The organism is Rhodoferax sp. U11-2br (assembly GCF_018619435.1).
Classification (GTDB): domain Bacteria; phylum Pseudomonadota; class Gammaproteobacteria; order Burkholderiales; family Burkholderiaceae_C; genus Rhodoferax.
On record NZ_JAHFZF010000031.1, the window covers coordinates 15,824 to 35,996 of the forward strand.

19 protein-coding genes are annotated in these 20,173 nt (G+C 59.9%); 11 read left to right on the forward strand and 8 right to left on the reverse strand.

Annotation, left to right across the window (positions count from 1 at the left end; translation table 11 throughout):
- The first annotated feature begins 6 nt into the window (after positions 1–6).
- Genes KKO72_RS16990 through KKO72_RS17030 form a run of 9 tightly spaced genes read left to right on the forward strand, consistent with a single transcriptional unit; the run spans position 7 to position 9,561 of the window.
- Entirely contained in the window at positions 7–1,497 is a 1,491-nt protein-coding gene (locus KKO72_RS16990; RefSeq protein ID WP_214941624.1) for an oligosaccharide flippase family protein, read from the forward strand.
- Positions 1,466–2,341, forward strand: a complete 876-nt coding sequence (locus KKO72_RS16995) for a DUF707 domain-containing protein (RefSeq protein WP_214941628.1) — start codon at positions 1,466–1,468, stop codon at positions 2,339–2,341. Before KKO72_RS16990 ends, KKO72_RS16995 begins: the two co-directional genes overlap by 32 nt.
- Positions 2,338–3,774 carry an undecaprenyl-phosphate glucose phosphotransferase gene (locus KKO72_RS17000; protein WP_214941631.1) on the forward strand — a complete coding sequence of 479 codons (1,437 nt, stop codon included), beginning with the start codon at positions 2,338–2,340 and terminating at the stop codon, positions 3,772–3,774. The genes KKO72_RS16995 and KKO72_RS17000 overlap by 4 nt, the downstream gene beginning before the upstream one ends.
- A gap of 26 nt (positions 3,775–3,800) precedes the next feature.
- Complete coding sequence (locus KKO72_RS17005; RefSeq protein WP_214941634.1) at positions 3,801–5,243, forward strand: MBOAT family O-acyltransferase; 1,443 nt, start codon at positions 3,801–3,803, stop codon at positions 5,241–5,243.
- A gap of 1 nt (position 5,244) precedes the next feature.
- On the forward strand, positions 5,245–6,309 hold the full coding sequence (locus KKO72_RS17010; protein WP_214941637.1) for a hypothetical protein: 1,065 nt from the start codon (positions 5,245–5,247) through the stop codon (positions 6,307–6,309).
- A gap of 1 nt (position 6,310) precedes the next feature.
- A complete protein-coding gene (locus tag KKO72_RS17015; RefSeq protein ID WP_214941639.1) occupies positions 6,311–6,562 on the forward strand; it encodes an acyl carrier protein in 252 nt (83 codons plus the stop codon).
- Positions 6,559–6,990, forward strand: a complete 432-nt coding sequence (locus KKO72_RS17020; protein ID WP_214941642.1) for a MaoC/PaaZ C-terminal domain-containing protein — start codon at positions 6,559–6,561, stop codon at positions 6,988–6,990. Before KKO72_RS17015 ends, KKO72_RS17020 begins: the two co-directional genes overlap by 4 nt.
- On the forward strand, positions 6,977–7,654 hold the full coding sequence (locus tag KKO72_RS17025; protein WP_214941645.1) for an SDR family NAD(P)-dependent oxidoreductase: 678 nt from the start codon (positions 6,977–6,979) through the stop codon (positions 7,652–7,654). Before KKO72_RS17020 ends, KKO72_RS17025 begins: the two co-directional genes overlap by 14 nt.
- The gene (locus KKO72_RS17030; protein ID WP_214941647.1) at positions 7,651–9,561 is read left to right on the forward strand and encodes an HAD family hydrolase; all 1,911 of its coding nucleotides are present in this window, start codon (positions 7,651–7,653) and stop codon (positions 9,559–9,561) included. The genes KKO72_RS17025 and KKO72_RS17030 overlap by 4 nt, the downstream gene beginning before the upstream one ends.
- Before the next feature lie 212 nt (positions 9,562–9,773).
- On the opposite strand, the gene KKO72_RS17035 is transcribed toward KKO72_RS17030, so the two are convergent.
- Genes KKO72_RS17035 through KKO72_RS17045 form a run of 3 tightly spaced genes read right to left on the reverse strand, consistent with a single transcriptional unit; the run spans position 9,774 to position 11,878 of the window.
- Positions 9,774–10,073, reverse strand: a complete 300-nt coding sequence (locus tag KKO72_RS17035) for a superoxide dismutase (protein WP_214941650.1) — start codon at positions 10,071–10,073, stop codon at positions 9,774–9,776.
- A gap of 55 nt (positions 10,074–10,128) precedes the next feature.
- Positions 10,129–10,683, reverse strand: coding sequence for a flavodoxin family protein (locus KKO72_RS17040; RefSeq protein ID WP_214941653.1), 555 nt, complete (start codon positions 10,681–10,683; stop codon positions 10,129–10,131).
- 37 nt (positions 10,684–10,720) lie between these two features.
- On the reverse strand, positions 10,721–11,878 hold the full coding sequence (locus KKO72_RS17045) for an iron-containing alcohol dehydrogenase (protein ID WP_214941656.1): 1,158 nt from the start codon (positions 11,876–11,878) through the stop codon (positions 10,721–10,723).
- Positions 11,879–12,121: 243 nt separating this feature from the next.
- Here KKO72_RS17045 and KKO72_RS17050 point away from each other — a divergent pair, with 243 nt between their 5' ends.
- Complete coding sequence (locus tag KKO72_RS17050) at positions 12,122–13,117, forward strand: LysR family transcriptional regulator (protein WP_214941659.1); 996 nt, start codon at positions 12,122–12,124, stop codon at positions 13,115–13,117.
- Between the two features lie 441 nt (positions 13,118–13,558).
- Here the strand turns inward: KKO72_RS17050 and KKO72_RS17055 are convergent, their stop codons facing one another.
- The 5 genes from KKO72_RS17055 to KKO72_RS17075 form a co-directional block, all read right to left on the reverse strand.
- Positions 13,559–14,689 (reverse strand): MBL fold metallo-hydrolase, encoded by a 1,131-nt coding sequence (locus KKO72_RS17055; protein ID WP_214941662.1) that lies wholly within the window; start codon positions 14,687–14,689, stop codon positions 13,559–13,561.
- 77 nt (positions 14,690–14,766) lie between these two features.
- Positions 14,767–15,816: an NAD(P)-dependent alcohol dehydrogenase gene (locus KKO72_RS17060; protein WP_214941665.1), complete on the reverse strand. Its 1,050-nt coding sequence runs from the start codon at positions 15,814–15,816 to the stop codon at positions 14,767–14,769.
- A gap of 31 nt (positions 15,817–15,847) precedes the next feature.
- A complete protein-coding gene (locus tag KKO72_RS21095; RefSeq protein WP_251140733.1) occupies positions 15,848–16,408 on the reverse strand; it encodes a cyclophilin-like fold protein in 561 nt (186 codons plus the stop codon).
- 27 nt (positions 16,409–16,435) lie between these two features.
- Positions 16,436–17,566, reverse strand: a complete 1,131-nt coding sequence (locus KKO72_RS17070; protein ID WP_214941742.1) for an MFS transporter — start codon at positions 17,564–17,566, stop codon at positions 16,436–16,438.
- 104 nt (positions 17,567–17,670) lie between these two features.
- Positions 17,671–18,762, reverse strand: a complete 1,092-nt coding sequence (locus KKO72_RS17075; RefSeq protein WP_214941668.1) for an alpha/beta hydrolase — start codon at positions 18,760–18,762, stop codon at positions 17,671–17,673.
- A 122-nt stretch (positions 18,763–18,884) separates the two neighbouring features.
- On the opposite strand from KKO72_RS17075, the gene KKO72_RS17080 reads away from it, so the two are divergent.
- Positions 18,885–19,790, forward strand: coding sequence for a LysR family transcriptional regulator (locus KKO72_RS17080; protein WP_214941671.1), 906 nt, complete (start codon positions 18,885–18,887; stop codon positions 19,788–19,790).
- The last annotated feature ends 383 nt before the right edge of the window (positions 19,791–20,173 follow it).

The following is a 20,173-nucleotide window of genomic DNA, read 5'->3' on the forward strand; positions in this document are numbered from 1 at the left end:
CCCCCCGTGACGCTTGCCTCTGCAGCGCTGCCGCCCGCTGTGACGCCTGCCGTGCGTGCCACCGCCGCCCGCTCGCTGCGCTGGACGCTGCTCGAGAGTGTCGGTTTGTCCGGGCTGTCTTTTGTCGCGCTGATCTTCTTTTCCCGCTATCTGTCGGCAGGGGACTTCGGCATCGCCGCGGTGGCCATCGGCATCGTCCAGCTGCTGACCGTGCCGGTGGAAGTGCTGTTCCACGATGCCTTGATCCGCACCCGGGAGGCGACCCCGCGGCATGTCAATTCGGCCTTTGCAGCCTCCTTGGTCATCGGCATTGTGTTGACGCTTGCCTGCTGGTTGCTGGCGGATCACTTTGCGGCCCTGATCGGCCAGCCCGACGTGGGTCCGGTGCTTCGCTGGATGAGTCTGGGCCTGGTTGCCAGCGGTTGCGGCAGCGCCCTGGTGGCGATGCAGCGGCGGCGCATGCAGTTCCGCGCCCTGGCCCTGCGCTCGACGATTGGCCGGACCGGCTCGGCAATCATCGGCATCGGCCTGGCGGTGGCCGGGGCAGGGGTCTGGAGTCTGGTGGCACAGCAGGTGGGTACGCCCGTCCTCTCGACCCTGGCGCTGTGGCTCATGACGCCGGACAAACCCCGCTTCAGGCTGTCGCGCCCCGAGCTGGTCGAGATGACCCGCTTCGGCGCGGTTGCCACGTCCTTCAGTCTCATGGCGCTGTCGACCCAGCGCATCTTCATCATCGCTGTGGCCTCCTTTCTTGGCAGCCAGATGGCGGGCATCCTGAGTCTGGCGTTTCGCGCGGTGGACATGTTGCGTGACATCGTGGGTGGCGCGGTGGCCCAGCTGGCCCTGCCTATTTTTGCCAGCCTCAAAGGCAGCCGCAGCGACATCCAGCACACCTTCACGGTGGCCGTGCGCCTGACCACCGCGCTGATGTTCCCGGTCTTCACCGGTCTGGCGGTCTGTTCGCATGAGGTGGTCGAGCTGGTTTTTGGTGCCCGCTGGCTGGCAGCTGCACCCTTCGTTTCGCTCTTGTCCGTGCTGACCTTCCAGTTCTTCTTGCGGCTGTTTTCGGTACCGATCTACAACGCCACCGGTCATCCGGCCCTGCCCACAGCGGCCTTGCTGCCGCAGATTGCTTTTGTGCTGATCGGCATGCTGCTTTTTGGCCGCTTTTCACTGGAGGCCGCGGCAGCGGTCTGGGCCTCCCGGCTGGTGCTGGGCCTGAGCATTGACCTCTGGCTGCTCAAGCGGGTGACCGGCATGCGGGCGGCCGTGCAGTTGGCCGGCGCCGTGAGTCCGGCGCTGGCCGCAGCCGGCATGGCGGCCATCGTCTACGGCACCCGGCTGGGGCTGCTGGGGCAGTTGGACCTGGTGCCCAGGCTGGCCGTCATGGTGAGTGTTGGCGCCATCGCCTATGTGGGCCTGCTGTGGTTGCTGAACCGCAGCCTGGTCCTGGAACTTGTGGGCTTTGCACGCCAAACCATTGCCAGGAGCCAATAACATGCTGCGACACGCTTTCAATCTGGCGCTGTCCCTGCGCTCCAAGCTGCTGCGCAGTGCACAACGGGCGAGGCTCAGGCGCTGGCTCATCCGGCGCGATGGCCGGCAGTCGCAGCAGCCCATCGCCCCGCGTCTTGGCAAAAGCCTTTACGCAGCGCCCATTGGCGCCGCAGGGAAAGACCTGCTGGCCAAGCTGATCAAAAAATGGGGTCATGAGCAATTCGACTACCTGATCTTTGTTTATGACGGCAGCCGGTTCGACGAGGCTATTTTCAGTCGCTGCAGCTTCATCAGCGAGCCGGGCATCGTTTACCAGTTCTTTCGGAAGTACCTCACAGCGCAGCGCTGCAGTGCGTACGACTACGTTGTCCTGGGCATCGAGGATGTCGATATTGACAGCTTCTCGTGGCCGAACTTTGCCGCGATCATGCAGCGCAACCATCTCGACATGGCCTCGCCGGCACTGTCCGCGCAATCCCACAGCCCGCACAGCATCATGTTCCAGCAGCTCGGCAAGGTGGGCCGTCTGGTTGACGTGATCGAAGTTTTTCTGACGGTGTTCGAGGCCCGCGCCTGGCTGGCTTTCCGGGAACTGATCGAGCCCGACAAAAACTTCTGGGGCTGGGGCTACGTCCAGCTGGCGCAGTCGTACTGCGACTTCAAGATGGGCATCGTTGATGCGCAAACCATCACCGTCACACGTGCGCCGACCTTCAAGCAGGAATCCCAGGACGAGATGACCCGTTTCCTGCGCAGCCACCCGAAGGTCCGCCGGGCCAGATTCTGTTGCTACGGTGAGCTCCAGCCGGCCTTGATCGATATTGACCAGAAAGAAAAGTCATGAATACGGCAACCGCCCCTGCGTACAAGCGCCTTGCATCGCCTGCCCACCTGTCCCGACGGATCTATTCGCTGGTCAACCTGGTCGAGGCGGTTGTTCCGCCCTTGCTGGCGGTGCTGGTTCTTTTTGTCACCGCCCTGGCGGGAGATCCGTCACTGAGGAGCCTCGATCCAGCCTACTTCATTCTTGCTCTGGCGGTTTTTTCACTGAGCTTCCCGGGATGCTTTCACCTGAACCGCCCGGTCAGGGTCATGCTGCGCAAGACCCTGATAGGCTGGTTCTTTTTGGCCACCTTGCTTCTGCTCTTCGCCTATGGTGCGGACTACCTCGACTATTTCCCCCGCCCGGTGATGCTGGCCTGGCTGAGCCTGACGCCGCTGGCCCTGGTCGGTGTCAACACCCTGGCCAGAATCGTCGTGCCCAGCGTCTTGGCGCTGGAGCGCAACCGGCGCTATGCCGTCATCGTTGGCTGCAATGCCACCAGCCAGCGACTGGCGCAGAGCTTCGCCGATGAGCCCGCGCTTGGGGTGAACTTTCTTGGCTACTTCGATGACCGCAACGGATCACGGCTGCAAGAGGATGATCGCGGACGTGATCGGGACAAGGACCTGGGTTCGCTCGGGCAACTCGTTGCCTATGCCAAAGCCAACCGCGTCGATCAGATCTACCTGGCCCTGCCGATTGGCGAGGCGTCACGCCTGCACACGCTGCTCGACGACTTGAAGGACACCACCGCATCGATTTTTTTCGTGCCCGACATGTTTGTTACCGACCTGATCCAGGGCCGGGTTGACAGCGTTGGCGGAACAGCCATTGTGGCCATGTGTGAAACACCCTTCAAGGGCATCAACGGCGTGGTCAAACGCCTGAGCGACATCGTGCTGGCGTCGGTGATTCTTGTGCTGATCACGCCGATCCTGCTGATCGTCGCCATCGGGGTCAAACTGATGTCGCCGGGCCCGGCCTTTTTCAAACAAAATCGCTATGGGCTCGACGGCCGCGAAATCGTCGTCTACAAATTCCGTTCGATGACGGTGACCGAGGACGGCGACCGGCATTACACCCAGGTCACCCGCGGTGATCCGCGCGTGCCGCCGTTCGGCGCCCTGATTCGCAAGGGCTCGCTCGACGAACTGCCGCAGTTCATCAACGTCTTGCAGGGGCGCATGAGCATCGTCGGGCCCCGCCCGCACGCGATTGCTGTCAATGAACAGTACCGCAAGCTGATCCCCGGTTACATGGTCCGCCACAAGGTGCGCCCCGGCATCACCGGCTGGGCCCAGGTGAATGGTTTTCGCGGCGGTGATGACCTGGAGCACATGCGCGGCCGCTCCGAATGTGATCTGGAGTATTTGCGCAACTGGTCGCTGGGCCTGGATTTGCGCATCATCCTGCGCACCATCATCTTGGTCTTTCGCGACGTCCGGGCTTTCTGAAGCCGCCCAACCCAAGTGACAACCCCATGTCGATCACCTCGCTGAGCTTCATCCTCTTCGTCGCAGTGGTGATCGTCGCCTTTCAGCTCAGCACGTCGCTGACCTACCGGCAATGGGTCCTGGCAACGGCCAACGCCAGTTTCATCGCCAGTCAGGTGGACACGGTCCAGGCCGTGGTGCCGCTGCTGGTTTTCCTTGGTCTCGGTTATACCGCCGTGCACGGCGTGCGACGCAGCCCCGCTTGGGGGCTGGTTGTGTGTCTGGTGCTGAGCATCGGCATTTTCATCGTCCTCAAGCGCTTCGCCTTCCTGAACGGCGCGTTCGCGCTGCCGTTCAGCTACCTCAGCATGGGGCTGTCCTACGTGCTGTTCCGGCTGATCCACCTTTTGGTCGACGCCCATACCGGCGAATTGCCCTCGGCGCCGAAACCGCTGAGCTACTTCAACTACACCTGCAACTTCCTGTGTTTTGTCTCGGGGCCGATCCAGCGCTACCAGGACTTTGAGCGCCAGGACATCCCACCGGTGCCCCTGGACGAACCCCTGGTGTTTGCCGCCTTCTCGCGAGTGGTCAGCGGCTTTGTCAAGGTGGTGGTGCTGTCAGCGGCGCTCAACTACGCCTTCGCCCAGCTTTCAGCACCCGTCCTGAGCACCGAGGTGTTGCCAGGTGTCAGCTTCGCCGCGAAGTTCAGCGCCTCGGCGGTGCTCTACACCTTGTACCTGTACCTGAATTTTTCAGGCTACATGGACATCGTCATGGGTGTGGGTGGCCTGCTGGGCCAGACCTTGCCGGAGAACTTCAGGGAGCCCTTTGCCGCCCGCAACTTTCTCGAGTTCTGGGGGCGCTGGCACATCACGCTCTCGGAGTGGTTCAAGACCTATCTGTTCAACCCCTTGCTCAAGGCGCTGGCAAGCCGCTTTCGTTCTGCGGCGGTCATGCCTTGGCTCGGGGTTGTGGCGTTTTTCATCACTTTTCTGGTGATGGGCTTGTGGCACGGCACGACCGCGGTTTTTGTGGTCTATGGCCTGTTGCTGGGTTTTGGTGCGGCTGCCAACAAGCTGTGGCAGCTGAGCCTGACTCGCCGGCTTGGCAAAGTCGGCTACCGGGCCCTGGCTGAGCGGCCCGTCTACCGGCAACTTTGTCGCGGTGCCACCTTTGCATATTTTGCGCTGGCCTTGACCTGCCTCTGGGTCGATCTGGCCCAGTTGGGTAAATTGCTTCAGGCGCTGGGACCCTTCGGCCTGGCCGGCAGTTTTGCCCTGATCATGCTGGCCAGCGCCCTGGTGATGGCGGTCTGGAGCTCTGCCAGCACGGCCCTGAGCCAGGGCGCCGCTGGCCTGCTGCGTCCCGTTGGCAGCACCGCAGGCTTCATCGGCCGCAACCTCGTGCTGGCGGCGCAGGTGTTGCTGATCCTGGTGGCGTCTTCGTTCTTTCACAAGGCGCCCGAATTTGTCTACCGGGCCTTCTAGCATGAAACACATCCTGCGCCAGGCGACCCTCCTGCTGCTTTTTCTGCTGCTGATCTATCTGCTGGCGCTCATCCTTGCCACGCCGTTCATGCGCTGGTCGCCAGCGGGTGGCCTCGACACCGCATCAGCCGCCCGCTCACCCTTCATGACCGAGCCCAAGTACGCATTCCTGAGCCGCAGCCCGCTCAACAACAGCGACGACAAAGTCATTCTGCTCGGCGCCTCCAATGTTCTGGCAGGGTTTCGGCCGGCCCAGCTGCAAGGCGAGCTGCCGTCCGTCCGGGTCCACAACCTGGCCATTGGCGGTGCCAACATGACGGAGCTGCAACAGATGGTCGACCTGGTTCTCGAAGTGCAAAGTCCCAAGGCGCGTCAGCACAATGTTTTTGTTCTGGGTGTCTGGTACGGGCTGTTCGCCGACGACCTCGCGCGCTGGTACACGCCTGATCGTTTTCCCGGCGACACCGACCTGGACATCGAGCGCTACCGCTATGGCTTTTATCGCCGCACCGACGCCGGTCCCGTGCCGATCCTGCCCGCCCAATGGCTTGATACCGGTGTCACGCTGGTCAAGCCTTTCCTGTTGGTTGACCGGCTGGCGCGTGACGCCGGCAAGTTTCTGCGACGCGGCGGCAAGCCGGTGGCGAGCGCCGAGGCCGGTCAGCCCGGCGCGCCCAGTGCCGAGCGTCAGCGCCAGTACCTGGCGTTCTGGGATCACTACATGGGTCACAACGGCCAGCTGGTCGATGAACCTTTTGAACTGCTGAGCCGAACCATCAGTACCATCCGCGAATCGGGTGGCAAGGTGGTGCTGGTTGATTTGCCGCTACCCAGGTGGCACGCCAGCGCGTCACCGTACGACAGCAGCTACCGCCAGCAATTGCAGAAGCTGCAGCAGCGGCTGGATGGCACGAGCGGCGTGGCCTTCCTGAGCCTACGTGATGCCGACCAGTCGGAAGATTTTTCCGACGAAGTTCACCCCCGGCCGCCCGTCGCCGTCCGATGGGCGCAGCGGCTGGCACAGGCCCTGAACCACTTGCCAAACCTGATCAAACAAGGAGTCTGAAATGCTGTCTGCCCCCAAACTGGCCGATATTTACGCAAAGCTGACCGCGATATTTCGCGACGTTTTTGACGACGACAACCTAGAGCTGACGCCGGAGCTAACCGCCGCCGATGTAGACGAGTGGGACAGCCTCAACCACATCCGCCTGGTGGTGTCCGTCGAGCGTGCCTTTGCCGTGAGCTTTTCGGCAGCCCAGGTGGGGCGTCTGAAAAATGTCGGCGAATTCGTCGATCTGATCGTGGCCAAGCTGTGAAACCCGCGCAGTGCCAGACCCTGGCCTGGAGCGAGCTTCAGGAAGGCCTCAGTTCCAGCGTCGACTTCGTCGTCAGTGCCGAGGAACTGCAACAGTTCGCGGTGCTCTCCGGCGATTTCAATCCGCTGCACGTTGACGCCGATTTCGCGCGCAGCAAGGGCTTCGAGGGTGCCGTGGTCCACGGCGCCTTGCTGGTCGCCAAGGTGTCGCAACTGATCGGCATGCTTCTGCCGGGGCGTGACAGTGTCTGGACCGGCGTCTCGCTGCAATTTCGCCAGCCGCTCTACGTCGGGCGGCCGGCGCGGGTAGACGCCGTGGTCGGCCGACTTTCGGAAGCCACCGGCATGGTCCTGCTGAAACTCAAATTGTTCGCCGGACAAAACCTGATCGCCAAGGGCGAGGCGGAGGTGTTGCTTGTCCGGCCCTGAGCACTTTCTGGTCTCCGGTGGCTCGGGCGACATCGGTGCGGCCACCTGTGATGCACTGGCCGGCGCTGGCTTCATCCCGGTCGTCGGCTATCACCGGGGCGCCGCCGCCGCCGATGGGATTGCCCGACGCACCGGTGGCCTCACCCTGGCCCTAGATCTGGCTTCGGACACTTCCATCGATCAGGCGCTGGCCTTTTTTGCGACACAGTCGGCCCGGCTGGCTGGCGCGGTGCTTGCCGGGTCGCCGCCCCTAGCGCTGGCCCCCTTTGGCAAGATCCTGCCTGACGAGCTGAATTCGCAGTGGCAGGTCAATGTGCTCGGCCCCCAGCGCCTGCTCGCGGGTCTGGTACGCCAATGCTTTCGGCTGCACAAAAGCGGTGTGGTGGTAGGGGTGCTGAGCCAGGCCATGGGCGATGAATCGCACAAGGCGGCCTCGGGAATGGGTGCCTACATCATCGCCAAATACGGCATGGCCGGCCTGCTCGCAGTGCTGGCTGCGGATTACCCGTGGCTGCGGGTTCGCTCGGTCAGGCCGGGCTACACCGAAACACGCATGCTGGCGGCTTTTGACGCGCGCTTTCTGGACACGCAGCGCGACCTGACGCCGTTTCAGACACCGCAGCAAGTCGCTGCCCAAATCTTGAGGGAGGTTGAACGGCCATGAGTCAAACTTTGTATTCAAGCCTGGCCTGGTTGCCCAGGCCACCGGCGGATTTCGCTGCCAAATGCCGAGCCTTGCCAAGCAGCGGCGCCGACCTAGGGCGTGGCCTGCAAGCCCTGGCTGGCTACGCCCTCGACGAGAACCAGCTCATCCGCTTGAGCCGCTGCATGAATCAGCTGCAACAGCAGGGCAGTTCACTCAAGCCGCTGCTGCCGTTTCGGCTTGGCATCGTCAGCAACGCGACCTCGCACTTTCTGCTGTCGGCGCTGGTGGCCACTGCCGCCCGACACGGTGTTGCCCTTGAGTGCCTGGAGGCTGACTTTGACCAGGCGATGCAGGAGGCCCTGCGGCCCGACTCGATCATCAACAGCGCCCGGCCCGATGCGGTCTTGCTTGCCATCGACTACCACGGCCTGCCGCTGCGCCTGACGCCTGGCAATGCTGAGGCGGCCCAACAGACGGTTGCCGAGGTGCTTGAGCATGTGGATCGGATCCGCGCAGGATTTCACGCCAACAGCAAGACCGTTTGCATCCTACAAACCTTGGCCCGGCCGGTGGAGACGCATTTCGGCAGCCTCGACCTGGTGCTGCCCGGAACCCTGCGCAGCCTGATCGACGCGGTCAATCGCGGGCTCGCCGAACGGGTCGCCCAGAGCAACGACCTGCTGTTTGACGTGGCCGGTCTGGCAGAAACCGTTGGGCTTGCCGACTGGCACTCACCGACCTTGTGGAACCTGGCCAAACTGCCGTTTTCAAACACCTTCCTGCCGCTGTACGCTGACCATGCCTGCCGGTTGATCGCGGCCATGCGCGGCAAGAGTCGGCGCTGCCTGATCCTCGACCTCGACAACACCGTCTGGGGCGGGGTGATTGGCGACGATGGCCTGGAAGGCATCGTCATTGGTTCTGGCGACTCCACGGGCGAGGCGCACCTGGCGGTGCAGCAGACGGCCCTGCAACTGCGTGAGCGCGGTGTGGTGCTGGCGGTGTCGTCCAAGAACCATGACGAAACCGCCCGTCTGCCGTTTATCCGGCACCCCGAGATGTTACTGCGCGAAGATCACATTGCCATTTTTCAGGCCAACTGGAACGACAAGGCCAGCAACATCCAGGCGATTGCCGAGGCGCTCTCGCTGGGCCTGGATGCCATGACCTTCCTTGATGACAACCCCGCGGAACGCGGCTTGGTGCGTGAGTTGCTACCCCAGGTCGCGGTGCCGGAGCTGCCCGACGACCCGGCACTGTATGCCCGCACCTTGTTGGCCGGCGGCTATTTTGAGGCCGTGACCTTTTCCGCTGAAGACCGCCAGCGGGCCGATTTCTACCAGGACAACGCCCGGCGCATCGCACTGCAGCAAGGTTTGGGCGACGTTCATGCCTACCTCGATTCTCTCGCCATGGTCTTGAGCATCCAGCCTTTTGACGCGATAGGGCGGTCACGCATCACCCAGCTGATCAACAAATCCAACCAGTTCAACCTGACCACCCGGCGTTACAGCGAGGCCGAGGTGGCTGATCTGGAGAGCGACCCCAATATCCTGGCCTGGCAAATGCGCCTGGCCGACACCTTCGGTGACAACGGCATGATCAGCGTCGTCATCTGTCGGCGCCTGCGTGCCGAGTGGCACATTGACACCTGGCTGATGAGTTGCCGGGTCCTGGGCCGCGGGGTGGAAGAGGCGGTGCTTGCCGAACTGGTCATCGCTGCGCTCCAGCAGGGGGTCAGTCGGCTGATTGGCATCTACTTGCCGAGCGGACGCAACCAGTTGGTCGAAAAGCACTATCCCAAGCTGGGATTCAAACCGCTGGATCGACACCCGGACGGCAGCAGCACCTGGGCCCTTGACATCGACGACGCCGCTTCAGGTGGACAACTGCTGATGCGTGTCCATCACGTTGCGCTGGTGTGAATGGTGCATTTGGGGTGCCTCAAGACCTGTCATCGGGTCTTCTGAAGACAAAAGTCCAAACGCTCGGTATCAAGCGCCACACTGTTGCAGACGCGCACGGCCTTGGAGTTTGTAGCGGGCCATGGTCGCGATCTCCTTCTCAGGATTTCGAAAAGAACTGGCTTGAGTTAGAGCGCTGGCTTGCTCATGATGGTCTTTTTGGCAGTGTGTGTTCAGGGATTGCCCGGAGCGAACAGCAGTTCCCAATTCAGGAAGGGGCCCAGTGGAATGACATCCCAGCTGATGAGACCCGACTTAGCGAGTGGGAACTCCATCAGCTCAGTTTGGGCCGCCTCTACTGAATCAGCTTCAACTATGAGGGCTACGCCGGGACGATCCTGGCGGAAGTAAAAGTCGCGAACCAGGCCACCCTTGTAGACCTGCCAGCCGTGGCGTACCTCGGCTTGCAGATGTGGCATGTACTGTTCCATGGTGGTACCAGGTTGGGGAATGTCGAGGCAAAGCAATTTCATAGTAAATCTCCAGCTAAATTTTTGGGTCGATGGAAAAGTGAATAAGAAACCCAAATCAAGCAGCGGGTTGAAGACGTTGCACGGTCTCCGCCACACGTTTGCCAAGGTGCGCGGCTGTTTTTAAGTCGCTCGCAATGGGGGAGAACTCGGGCGACTCGTCGTTGGACTGCGCCATGGCGCCCAGCCAGCCGCCAATACGGTTCAGTTCTTCGGCCGTCTTTCCGGGGAAGACATCCAGTCCGACCCACAACATGCCGTGCTGGGCTGCGAACAGCACCATGGTTATCAGTGTCTGGAGTTTGTCACCGTGCATAGCACCTGAGTTCGTGAATCCGGCAGCCACCTTGTTGCGCCACTTCTGTGGAATCCAGGCCTGTCGCGTCGAGTCTTCCATGAACTGCTTGAACCGGGCGCTGATCGTGCCGTTGTAGGTGGGTGAACCAAAGATGATGGCATCACTCGTTTCCAGGGTTTCCCACGGAATTGCACCGTCTGCCACGGCGATCAGTTTTGCTTCTGCGCCAGGAACGCTGCACACACCCTCTGCGACGGCTTGTGCCTGTTTGGCGGTATGGCCGTAGCCACTGTCATAAATGATTGATACCAGCATGGATGTTCTCCAAGTAAATCGTGTTGTAAAAAATAGATCAAAGGCTTGCGGCGTAGACCTGACGGCAAACGTCAGGGGTTACGTCCTGCAGCTCACCCAGTTGGGTCATGCCATGCGCTTGCAGCGGTTGGACCAGCTTGTCGATGGCATCTGCGGTGATGCTGTACTCAGAAAGACGGGTTTTGACACCCATGCTTTCGAAGAAGGTGCGGGTCTTCTGGATGGCCTGGTCGATCCGCTCGTCTTCACTACCTGTGGTGAGGCCCCACACTCGCTCGGCGTACTGGAGCAACTTGGCGTGTTTGCTATCGCGGCGGACATGGAGCATTGACGGCAGCAATATGGCGAGGGTTTGCGCGTGATCCAGACCGAACTGCGATGTCAGTTCATGGCCAACCAAGTGCGTCGCCCAGTCCTGCGGCACACCTGCGCCAATCAGGCCATTGAGCGCCATGGTAGCCGTCCACGACAGGTTGGCCCGTGAGTCGTAATCTGCGGGTTCATTCACTACTTTCGGGCCGATTTCGATCAGTGTTTGCAACAGGCCTTCTGCGAACCGGTCTTGCACTAGTGCGTTAACGGGGTAAGTCAGATATTGCTCTGCAATGTGAGTGAACGAATCCACCACGCCGTTGGCCAGTTGGCGTGCGGGCAGCGTGTAAGTCTTTGTCGGGTCAAGAATCGAGAACTGAGGGAATACCAAAGGCGTGGCAAAAAATGCCTTGGTCTTGGTTGACTTGCGGGTAACCACTGCATTGAAGTTCATTTCTGAACCTGTTGCCGCCAAAGTCAGCACCGCGCCGAGCGGAAGCGCTTGGGTGACGGCTCCACCAAAAGTCTCAAGAATTCGCCAAGGATCGCCTTCAAATTTGGCGGCGGCAGCGACGAACTTGGTGCCGTCAATGACTGAGCCGCCACCAACCGCCAGCAAGAAATCAATCTTTTCTGCGTGCACCAGTTCGACGGCCTTCATCAGGGTCTCGTAGCTGGGGTTGGGTTCGATGCCGCCGAACTCATAGCGCTGGCGCTGTCCGAGCGCCGTACGGACTTCGGCCAAAGTGCCATTCTTCTCAGCGCTCTGGCCCCCGTAAAGAACCAACACGCGGGCTTCATTTGGCACCAGGGTGTCGAGACGAGAAATCGTGTCTTGTCCAAACACGATGCGGGTTGGATTCTGGAATTCAAAGTTCAACATCACACTACTCCTAGGCTTCGATGCAATCAGTAAAAATCAAGTGGCGGGGTGACAAGACCTCGTCGTCTATTCATTGGAAATTCCAATGGGACGAATGCTATTTCTCGTCACTCGAAACCGGAAGATGCTCTATGGTTGAACGTTTAATAACTTTGAGTTGACAATCTGAGGGGTAAAAGGCTTGGTGTGGCTTTTTCTAAAGGCCATTCGATGAGGTTTAGCTCAACTCTTAGAAGGGCATTTATGGATATGTCACAGCGCGTGCGCGCCATTTGTTCGTTTGTCCAGGCGGCAGATGCCGACAGTTTTGCGGCTGCCGGACGCGTGCTGGGGATCAGTTCGGCTGCGGTCAGTAAGAACGTGGCGAGCCTTGAGCAGGCACTAGGGGTGCGCCTGATGAACCGAACGACCAGAACGCTGAGTCTCACCGATGAAGGAACAGCCTTTCTCAAGCAAGCCCGCATCGCCCTTGATGCACTGGACTCAGCTGTGGACTCGGTCGCGGCACAGCGGAGCGAAACCAGCGGCCATGTTCGCATATCAACCAGCGCCGGGTTTGGGCGTGACCAATTGTTGCCAGCGTTACCAGGGCTGCTGACCCGCTACCCCGCCTTGACGGTTGAAGCGGACTTTGACGACCGAGTGATTGACCTAGTGGGTGAAGGTTACGACCTGACTATCAGGGGAGGTCATATCGCCGATTCCGCATTGATTTCGCGTCCGATCTGCCGTATGAATCTGGTGCTGGTCGCCTCACCTGAGTATTTGAATCGAGAGGGCGTGCCGCATACAACGCAGGAACTCAGACAGCACAAGCTAATCGTGCGGCGTTTTCTAGGCAGAAAGGCTTCGCCATGGAACTTTAGGGCCGCTGACGGCAGCATCACCACGCTGGATATGGATGCAGCGGCAGTCACCTTGTCCGCCCCTGAGGCAATGGCGCAGGCAGCCAGTCTGAGCTTGGGGATCGCACAAGTTGGAGTCCACCATGCGTGGCGCTATTTGGCTTGCGGCAGGCTGAAGATTGTGATGCTTGGGCTGCATGATCCCGGAAGCTACGAGATGGTGATGCAATTTCCTCATCGAGCGTTGATAGCTCCCAGGGTCAGGGCCACGATTGACTATCTGCTCGCTGCGTTTGCAAAGGACGAAGCGCTACATGTGCCCCTCAGCGCTTTGAATGCCTATGTCTTTCAGGATCGCGATTTTGCCGCCATTCACATAAACAACAGCGTCTGATTTTCGGGGGCCAGAGAATGCCGAAGCTGGATCATGTAGGGTGCCTGCCCCTGACCGCAGCAGAGGCAGCTCCAACGATGGTGTGAAGGCAGGCGCCGTAAAAGCACAGAGGGTGGAAACTGAGGCGAATACCGAGCGAGCGGCTTAGTCCATAGGCACGATGCCGACGTCTGTGAATGATGGTTGATCGTCCTCCAAATTCATGAAACTGGTTCACTCGGACGCCGACATTTGTAGCAGTAAGGCAACGCTCCGATGTGATTACCCGTTTTGCCCAAAGAGGTAGTTGGGTTTGCGGAGCTACCACGGCAAAACCGGCCGGTCAAATACGCCTTGCACGGTCGGCAATGTGACCACGTTTTCACAAACAGGAGCACCAAGGCTGGAACAGGTCTGGGGTTCGGAGCGCGAAAAATCGTCTTGGTCAGCTCCTGAATCGCGCTATCGGGTGTTAGTGACTGTCTCCCACCAAGGCGTGAAAGTATGTGCTCGGCCATCGAGATAGATGGGGAGGCCGATTTCTGGTGTCCACAGGGCATAGCTTCTCCCCTGACTGGCGGCCGTGATCCGCTTAAAAGGATCGTCCCAATCATGGGGGGAAATGGAAAAGCGTCCGATATGGGCAGGCGTCAATGCTCTGGCTCGCAGATCTTCAGCCGCTTGCGCAGCCTGCTCAGGGTTCATGTGAACATTGGCCCAACGCGGGTCGTACTGCCCAGCGTCCAACGCCACCCAGTCGAACGGACCCAAGCGCCGCCCAAGTTCAGCAAAGTGCGGCGCGTATCCCGAGTCGCCGCTGAAGAAGATCCGGCGCTGCGGTGACACCAGTGCGAAGCCGACCCATAAGGATTTGTCGCGGGTGAACGAGCGTCCAGAAAAATGCCGCGCCGGGGCGACGTGGATGTGCAGTTCCGGCACCGGATGCACGGTCGCGTACCAGTCGGCCTCTTGCACGGCACGTTTGTCGTAGCCCCAGGCCTCGAAATGCGCGCCAACACCCAGCCCCGTGACCACCTGTTTGACCTTGGGCCGCAGCGCCTGGATGCTCGGGTAATCCAGATGGTCGTAGTGGTCGTGGGTGATCAACAGAAGGTCAATCTCCGGCATATCGTTTGCCGTATAGATGCTGGCGCCATCGAAGGCCACGTTCGCCAGCGGTACAGGTGCGGCGTTGGTGCTGAACACCGGGTCGATCAGAATGCGCTGCCCGCCCAGTTGCACAAAATAGGACGAGTGGCCCAGCCAGACCACCATGTCTTGCGTTGCATTCAGCGCCTTCAGGTCGGTTTTGATCGTTGGGATGGCGCTGGGTGGACGGGGATGGCCTTTTTGCCCAAAGATCGTCTCCATCCACATGGACAACTCGGATTGGTCCGTTGTGCTTAGCGGCGAGTCGATCTGGTTGTGGAAGATCCCATTGGCGAAGCTGGGCGATTGCGCAATACGCGCCTGCCGGTCACCCTCGGGCAAGTGTCCAAACAACGGGTGCTGCAAGTAGGCGGCGATGGCAGCGACGGCCAAGACCACCACAAGGGCCAAGGCTTGGAGCAGGCGCACGCAGATTTTTTTCATGAGGAGACTCTGGAAGCTGCAAACGCCAAAGGGTGGTCGCAATGCCACCCGCCCTCTGGTTTGGTTGGTTTAAAAAACTACGCCGCCAGGCTGGCGCAATCGATCACAAAACGGTACTTCACATCACCTTTGAGCATGCGCTCATAGGCTGTGTTGATCTCGTCCATCTTGATCATCTCGATATCGGACACGATGCCATGCTCGGCACAGAAATCCAGCATCTCCTGCGTCTCGGGGATGCCGCCAATCATCGACCCGGCGAGGCTCCGGCGCTTCATGATCAGGTTGAACACGTTGGGCGACGGATGTGGCGTGGCCGGCGCGCCGACCAGCGTCATCGTGCCGTCTCGCTTGAGCAGGGTCAGAAACGCATCCAGATCATGTGGCGCGGCAACCGTGTTCAAAATGAAGTCAAAACTCTTGGCATGCGCCGCCATTTCCTCGGCATGGCGCGAGACGACCACCTCATCCGCGCCCAACAACTTGGCCGCTTCGCGCTTGGATTCAGACGTGGTGAAGGCCACCACGTGTGCACCCATGGCGTGCGCCAGTTTGATGCCCATATGCCCCAGGCCGCCGATGCCAACCACGCCCACCTTCTGCCCCGGCCCGACCTTCCAATGCCGCAACGGCGAATAGGTGGTGATACCGGCACACAGCAGCGGTGCCACAGCAGCCAATTGTGCCTCGGGGTGACGGATGCGCAGCACATAACGCTCGTGCACGACGATCTGCTGCGAGTACCCACCCAGCGTGTAGCCAGGTGCTTCCGGGGTCGGGGCGTTGTAGGTGCCGACCATGTGGTCGCAGTAGTTCTCCAAGCCGTCGTCACAGTCCTCGCAGTGTTTGCAACTGTCAACAATGCAGCCGACACCCACCAGATCACCGACCTGCACGCCCGAGACATGTGCACCCAGGGCGGAGACACGGCCAACGATTTCATGCCCTGGCACGCAGGGGTAGAGTGTTCCGCCCCACTCGGAACGCACCTGGTGGATGTCAGAGTGACACACGCCGCAGTAAGCGATGGCGATCTGCACATCGTGCGCGCCTGGCGCGCGCCGTGTGATGTCGATCGGTTCAAGAGCTTGGTCAGCCGCATGGGCGCCATAGGCTTTGATGGTCATGGTGTGTTGTCCTTGGTTGGATAAAAATGAATTACTTTTTGGAAAAATGGATCAGCACCGCGCGCTGTCCCAAGGCCTGCGCCAGGCCCTCAGGGTCGCCCACACGACCCAGGCGGGTATAGGCATACGAGGTGTCGAAGCTCAGATAAAAAACAACCAGCGTGCTTGAACCGTACAGCATCAGGTCGCCATGGTGGATCCTTCCCGGTTGGCTTGCACTCACCGGCAGCGCTTTGGGCAATTCGGCATGTTTTTCATTGCCGTTGAGGTCTGCCATGTTGAGTGTCAGCGGCAGCTGCGCGGCAAACGCACGGGCCGCAGTATTGTTGGTCAAGGTGATGGCAAAGCGATGTTCACCGACGGTCATCCACATGCGTGATTCCTCCGGGTTCAGCGCTGGTTCAACCGCCTGTGCGACAGCCAAAGTGCGTGGGCTGGGAACGGGTGGCTGCTCGGCGTCACAAGCGCCGCCGAGCACCAGCAGGCCGAGTATCAAGCCAAAGCCCCGCAGTTCGCACCAGGCTCGGAGATGTTGGATCTTGTTGGCGAAGGGGCGCTGGCCGATGCAGGCGCGAAGGCTGCTGAGTGTCATGACCTGTCTCCTTGTTCTGCGTGTGGCTTAGGCACGCCTTGGCGTGGGCGAACGCGCGGTCAGAAAAGTCAGGAAGGCCGCAAGCAGCAGCAAGGCGGCGCTGGCCACAAAGGTGCTCTGGTATCCGCTTACATCGAACAACCACCCACCGATGGCGGAGCCCAAGGCAATGGCCAACTGGATCACGGCAACCATCAACCCTCCACCCGCCTCTGCATCCTGCGGCAAAATGCTTGCCAACCACGACCACCAGGCCACCGGTGCTGCAGTGGCCACCAAACCCCAGACACCCAGCAGTGTAGCCACCACTGCAAGTTGGCTGCCAAACAGGCTGAGTGCCACCGCGATGACAGCCATCAGGATCGGAATACCGATCAAGGTGCGATAAAAGTCCCATTTCAGGACGGAGCCAATGGCGGTGGTGCCAATGAATCCAGCGACACCCATCGTCAGCAGCACAAGCGAGAGCGTGGCGACATCCACACGGGTCACCGTCTCCAAAAAGGGTCGCAAGTAAGTGAACAAGACAAACTGCCCCATGAAGAAGGTGCTGACTGCCAGCATCCCCAAAGCAAGCACCGGATGCCTGAACAGCCTGAAGACGTTGCCGGAGCCCGCCGGGCGAGTTTGAGTCGGCATGGACGGCAGGCTGCCCCCCTGCCAGACAAAAGCGATCAAGGCCACCGGCACCAGGCAGAAAAACGCCCCGCGCCAGCCGATGACCGAACCCAGGTAACTGCCCAACGGGGCGGCGATGACGGTCGCCAGTGCGTTGCCACCATTAAAAATGGCCAGGGCGCGCGGGACCAAAGAGGCCGGCACCAACCGCATTGCGGTGGCGGCGGAGAGAGACCAAAACCCACCAATGACAACGCCAATCAGCGACCGACCGACCATGTAGATCAGGTAGTTCGGGGCCAGCGCCACCACCGCCCCGGAGACTGCCATCAGCGCGGTCAGCCCCAGCAACAGTGTTTTGCGGTTCATGTTGCCAGCCATAGCCAATATCGACAGACTCGTGAGCACCGCGAACGCGCCAGAGATGGCAATGCCCAGCCCAGCCTGCCCTTCGCTGACCCGCAGATCGCGCGCCAGGGGTGTCAGCAGACTGACCGGCATGAATTCCGAGGCAATCAGTGCAAAGACACACAGCGCCATGGCAAAGACACCGCCCCACCTGGCAGGCTGAGCCACTGATGTAGCCCACACGGGGCCACCTACGGCGGTGGCCCCACTTGTTTGTGCTGTCATGAAAGTCGCGTTTATGCCAGGTTCTTCTTGTAGAACGCGTTGAGCTTGTCCCAGGGGATGAGGTTGACGCGGTCGTACAGGTCCACATGGCCCGCACCGGGCACGACCACCAGTTCCTTGGCGGGGCCAGCCAGTCGGTAGGCCTCTTCGCTGAACTCCTTGGAGTGGGCCTGGTCACCCGTGATGAACATCATCGGGCGCGGCGAGATGGTTTCAATGTCGTTGAACGGGTAAAAGTTCATGAACTTGATGTTGCTGGTCAGCGTGGGGCGCGTCGTCGTTTCAGTCGATGCACCCGCGGGTGTGAACTCGCCGCGTGGCGTGCGGTAAAAGTCAAAGAACTCGCGTTGAATGGGGTGCGTTTTTTCATTCAATACCAGGTCTGTCCCGCCGGTGTATTGGGTTGCACCACCCGTGAACTCGGCATAACGCTGCTGGGCCGCATCGGCAATGATTTGCTTGCGTTGTTCAAGCGTTAACGAGTGGTTCAGCGCGTTGCGGTTGGCTGCGCCCATGTCGTACATGCTGACCGTCGCGATGGCCTTCATGCGCGGGTCGATCTTGGCCGCGCTGATGACAAAGCTGCCACTGCCGCAAATACCGAGAACACCGATACGCTCCCTGTTCACAAACGATTGGGTACCCAGGAAGTCCACCGCTGCGCTGAAGGCTTCGGCGTAGATGTCTGGCGAGACGAGGTTGCGCGTTTGACCCTCGCTCTCGCCCCAGAATGACTGGTCGATGGCCAGAGTGACAAAGCCTTGCTCTGCCAGTTTCTGTGCATACAGGTTGGAGCTTTGCTCTTTGACTGCACCCATCGGGTGGCCGACGACGATCGCCGGATGTTTGGCGTTGCGGTTGAGGTCCTTGGGGGTGAACAGGTTCCCGACCACCTTCATCTTGTACTGGTTGTTAAAAGCCACCTTTTGCGTCGCCACTTTCTCGCTTTTGAAAAAGTTATTGGCGCCATTGGACATATCTGACACGGGCTTGTTGTCCGCCGCAAAAGCGGCGCTGCTGGCAACAGACAGAACACCCAGCGCAGCCACGCTGGTGCCGGCTGTCTTGAGAAAATCTCGGCGATCGGATGCTTGCTTGGTCATGTTGGAATCTCCATTGGTGTTGACATGGAGGTATCTTCGCAAACGGAGATCACTTTGACTAGCTAATGAATGCTTAATGAGCATATTAGCCATACTAATTAATGGCCATGTAAAAATGGGGCATGGTGAAACGAAACCTCAACGATCTTTTGTACTTTGTCACGGTGGCCCGAGAAGGCAGCTTCACCCGTGCTGCAGCACTCTTGGGTGTGACCCAATCGGCGCTGAGTCAAGCGATCAGTGGCCTGGAGGAAAAACTCGAAATCCGGCTGCTCACACGCACAACGCGCAGTGTTTCACCCACTGCGGCTGGGGAGCGACTTTTGCAGGCCATCGGTCACCGTTTCGATGAGATTGAAGCGGAAATGGACGTGTTGACTGAGATGCGCGACAAGCCAGCGGGCACCGTGCGGATCACCTGTGGCGATCACATCGTGCGCACCACACTGCTGCCGAAGATCGCCCCCCTGTTGAAAAACCTCCCCGATATCAAAGTCGAGTTCGACATCAACTACGGCTTCAGAGACATCGTGGCCGATCGTTTCGACGCCGGTGTGCGTTTGGGCGATACCATCGACAAAGACATGATTGCGGTACCGATCGGTCCAAAACTGCGCATGGCCGCCGTGGCGTCGCCAGCGTACTTCGCCAATAACCCAGCACCAAAAACACCTCGAGAGTTGGTGACACACCGCTGTATCAACATGCGTTTTCCAACACATGGTGGCTTGTACGTTTGGGAGTTTGAGCGCCGAAAAGAAAAACTGAATGTCCGCGTTGACGGCCAAATTGCACTCAACAGCACGCCCCACATCGTGCTTGCAGCACTAGAGGGGTTGGGCATCGCCTTCCTTCCAGAAGAGGAATTCCATCCTTACATTGAGGAAGGGCAGCTGGTTCGCGTGTTGCAAGACTGGTGCGCCCCATTTGAAGGCTACTACCTCTACTATCCCAGCCGTCGGCAACCGTCCCCAGCATTCTCACGCGTGGTCGATGCTCTACGTTTCAGCGAACCCGAGCATCAGTAAAGCAATGTTCGCCACAAAAGGCTGGTGACCGGATACAGAGTTTTGAAATTGGACTTCCAGAGACAGCGTACTGGTGACTGACTCTTTGCAATACGTTTCAGAAGTTCATCGCAACCGGGACAAACCACCTGAGCATGTTTCCTTCCTAGTGGTGGATATCATCTATCAGAATTCCGCTTTCGGTCGATCGCCCACAATAGTCGAGTGTGCCATTGCTTGAGTCCAACAAATTCGCAATGCTTTTATTTCCCGTAAGAGCGCTAGTATCTTGCGCACAGCCCTAAAGGGGGGCGTAAAAGTTGGTCTGATTTGTGCCGGGATTCAGGCCAATACAACAGGCACCAGCGAGCGACGCGCCCCCCACCCAATACTCCCCCCATCAG

Bases quoted from the DNA above. Each gene is read 5' to 3' on its own strand.
- KKO72_RS17045 (WP_214941656.1), bottom strand. From the start codon at position 11,878: ATGTTGAACTTTGAATTCCAGAATCCAACCCGCATCGTGTTTGGACAA.
- KKO72_RS17005 (WP_214941634.1), top strand. From the start codon at position 3,801: ATGTCGATCACCTCGCTGAGCTTCATCCTCTTCGTCGCAGTGGTGATC.
- KKO72_RS17015 (WP_214941639.1), top strand. From the start codon at position 6,311: ATGCTGTCTGCCCCCAAACTGGCCGATATTTACGCAAAGCTGACCGCG.
- KKO72_RS17075 (WP_214941668.1), bottom strand. From the start codon at position 18,762: ATGACCAAGCAAGCATCCGATCGCCGAGATTTTCTCAAGACAGCCGGC.
- KKO72_RS17035 (WP_214941650.1), bottom strand. From the start codon at position 10,073: ATGAAATTGCTTTGCCTCGACATTCCCCAACCTGGTACCACCATGGAA.
- KKO72_RS17030 (WP_214941647.1), top strand. From the start codon at position 7,651: ATGAGTCAAACTTTGTATTCAAGCCTGGCCTGGTTGCCCAGGCCACCG.
- KKO72_RS17000 (WP_214941631.1), top strand. From the start codon at position 2,338: ATGAATACGGCAACCGCCCCTGCGTACAAGCGCCTTGCATCGCCTGCC.
- KKO72_RS17060 (WP_214941665.1), bottom strand. From the start codon at position 15,816: ATGACCATCAAAGCCTATGGCGCCCATGCGGCTGACCAAGCTCTTGAA.
- KKO72_RS17040 (WP_214941653.1), bottom strand. From the start codon at position 10,683: ATGCTGGTATCAATCATTTATGACAGTGGCTACGGCCATACCGCCAAA.
- KKO72_RS17070 (WP_214941742.1), bottom strand. From the start codon at position 17,566: ATGGCGCTGTGTGTCTTTGCACTGATTGCCTCGGAATTCATGCCGGTC.
- KKO72_RS17055 (WP_214941662.1), bottom strand. From the start codon at position 14,689: ATGAAAAAAATCTGCGTGCGCCTGCTCCAAGCCTTGGCCCTTGTGGTG.
- KKO72_RS17050 (WP_214941659.1), top strand. From the start codon at position 12,122: ATGGATATGTCACAGCGCGTGCGCGCCATTTGTTCGTTTGTCCAGGCG.
- KKO72_RS21095 (WP_251140733.1), bottom strand. From the start codon at position 16,408: ATGACACTCAGCAGCCTTCGCGCCTGCATCGGCCAGCGCCCCTTCGCC.
- KKO72_RS17080 (WP_214941671.1), top strand. From the start codon at position 18,885: ATGGTGAAACGAAACCTCAACGATCTTTTGTACTTTGTCACGGTGGCC.
- KKO72_RS17010 (WP_214941637.1), top strand. From the start codon at position 5,245: ATGAAACACATCCTGCGCCAGGCGACCCTCCTGCTGCTTTTTCTGCTG.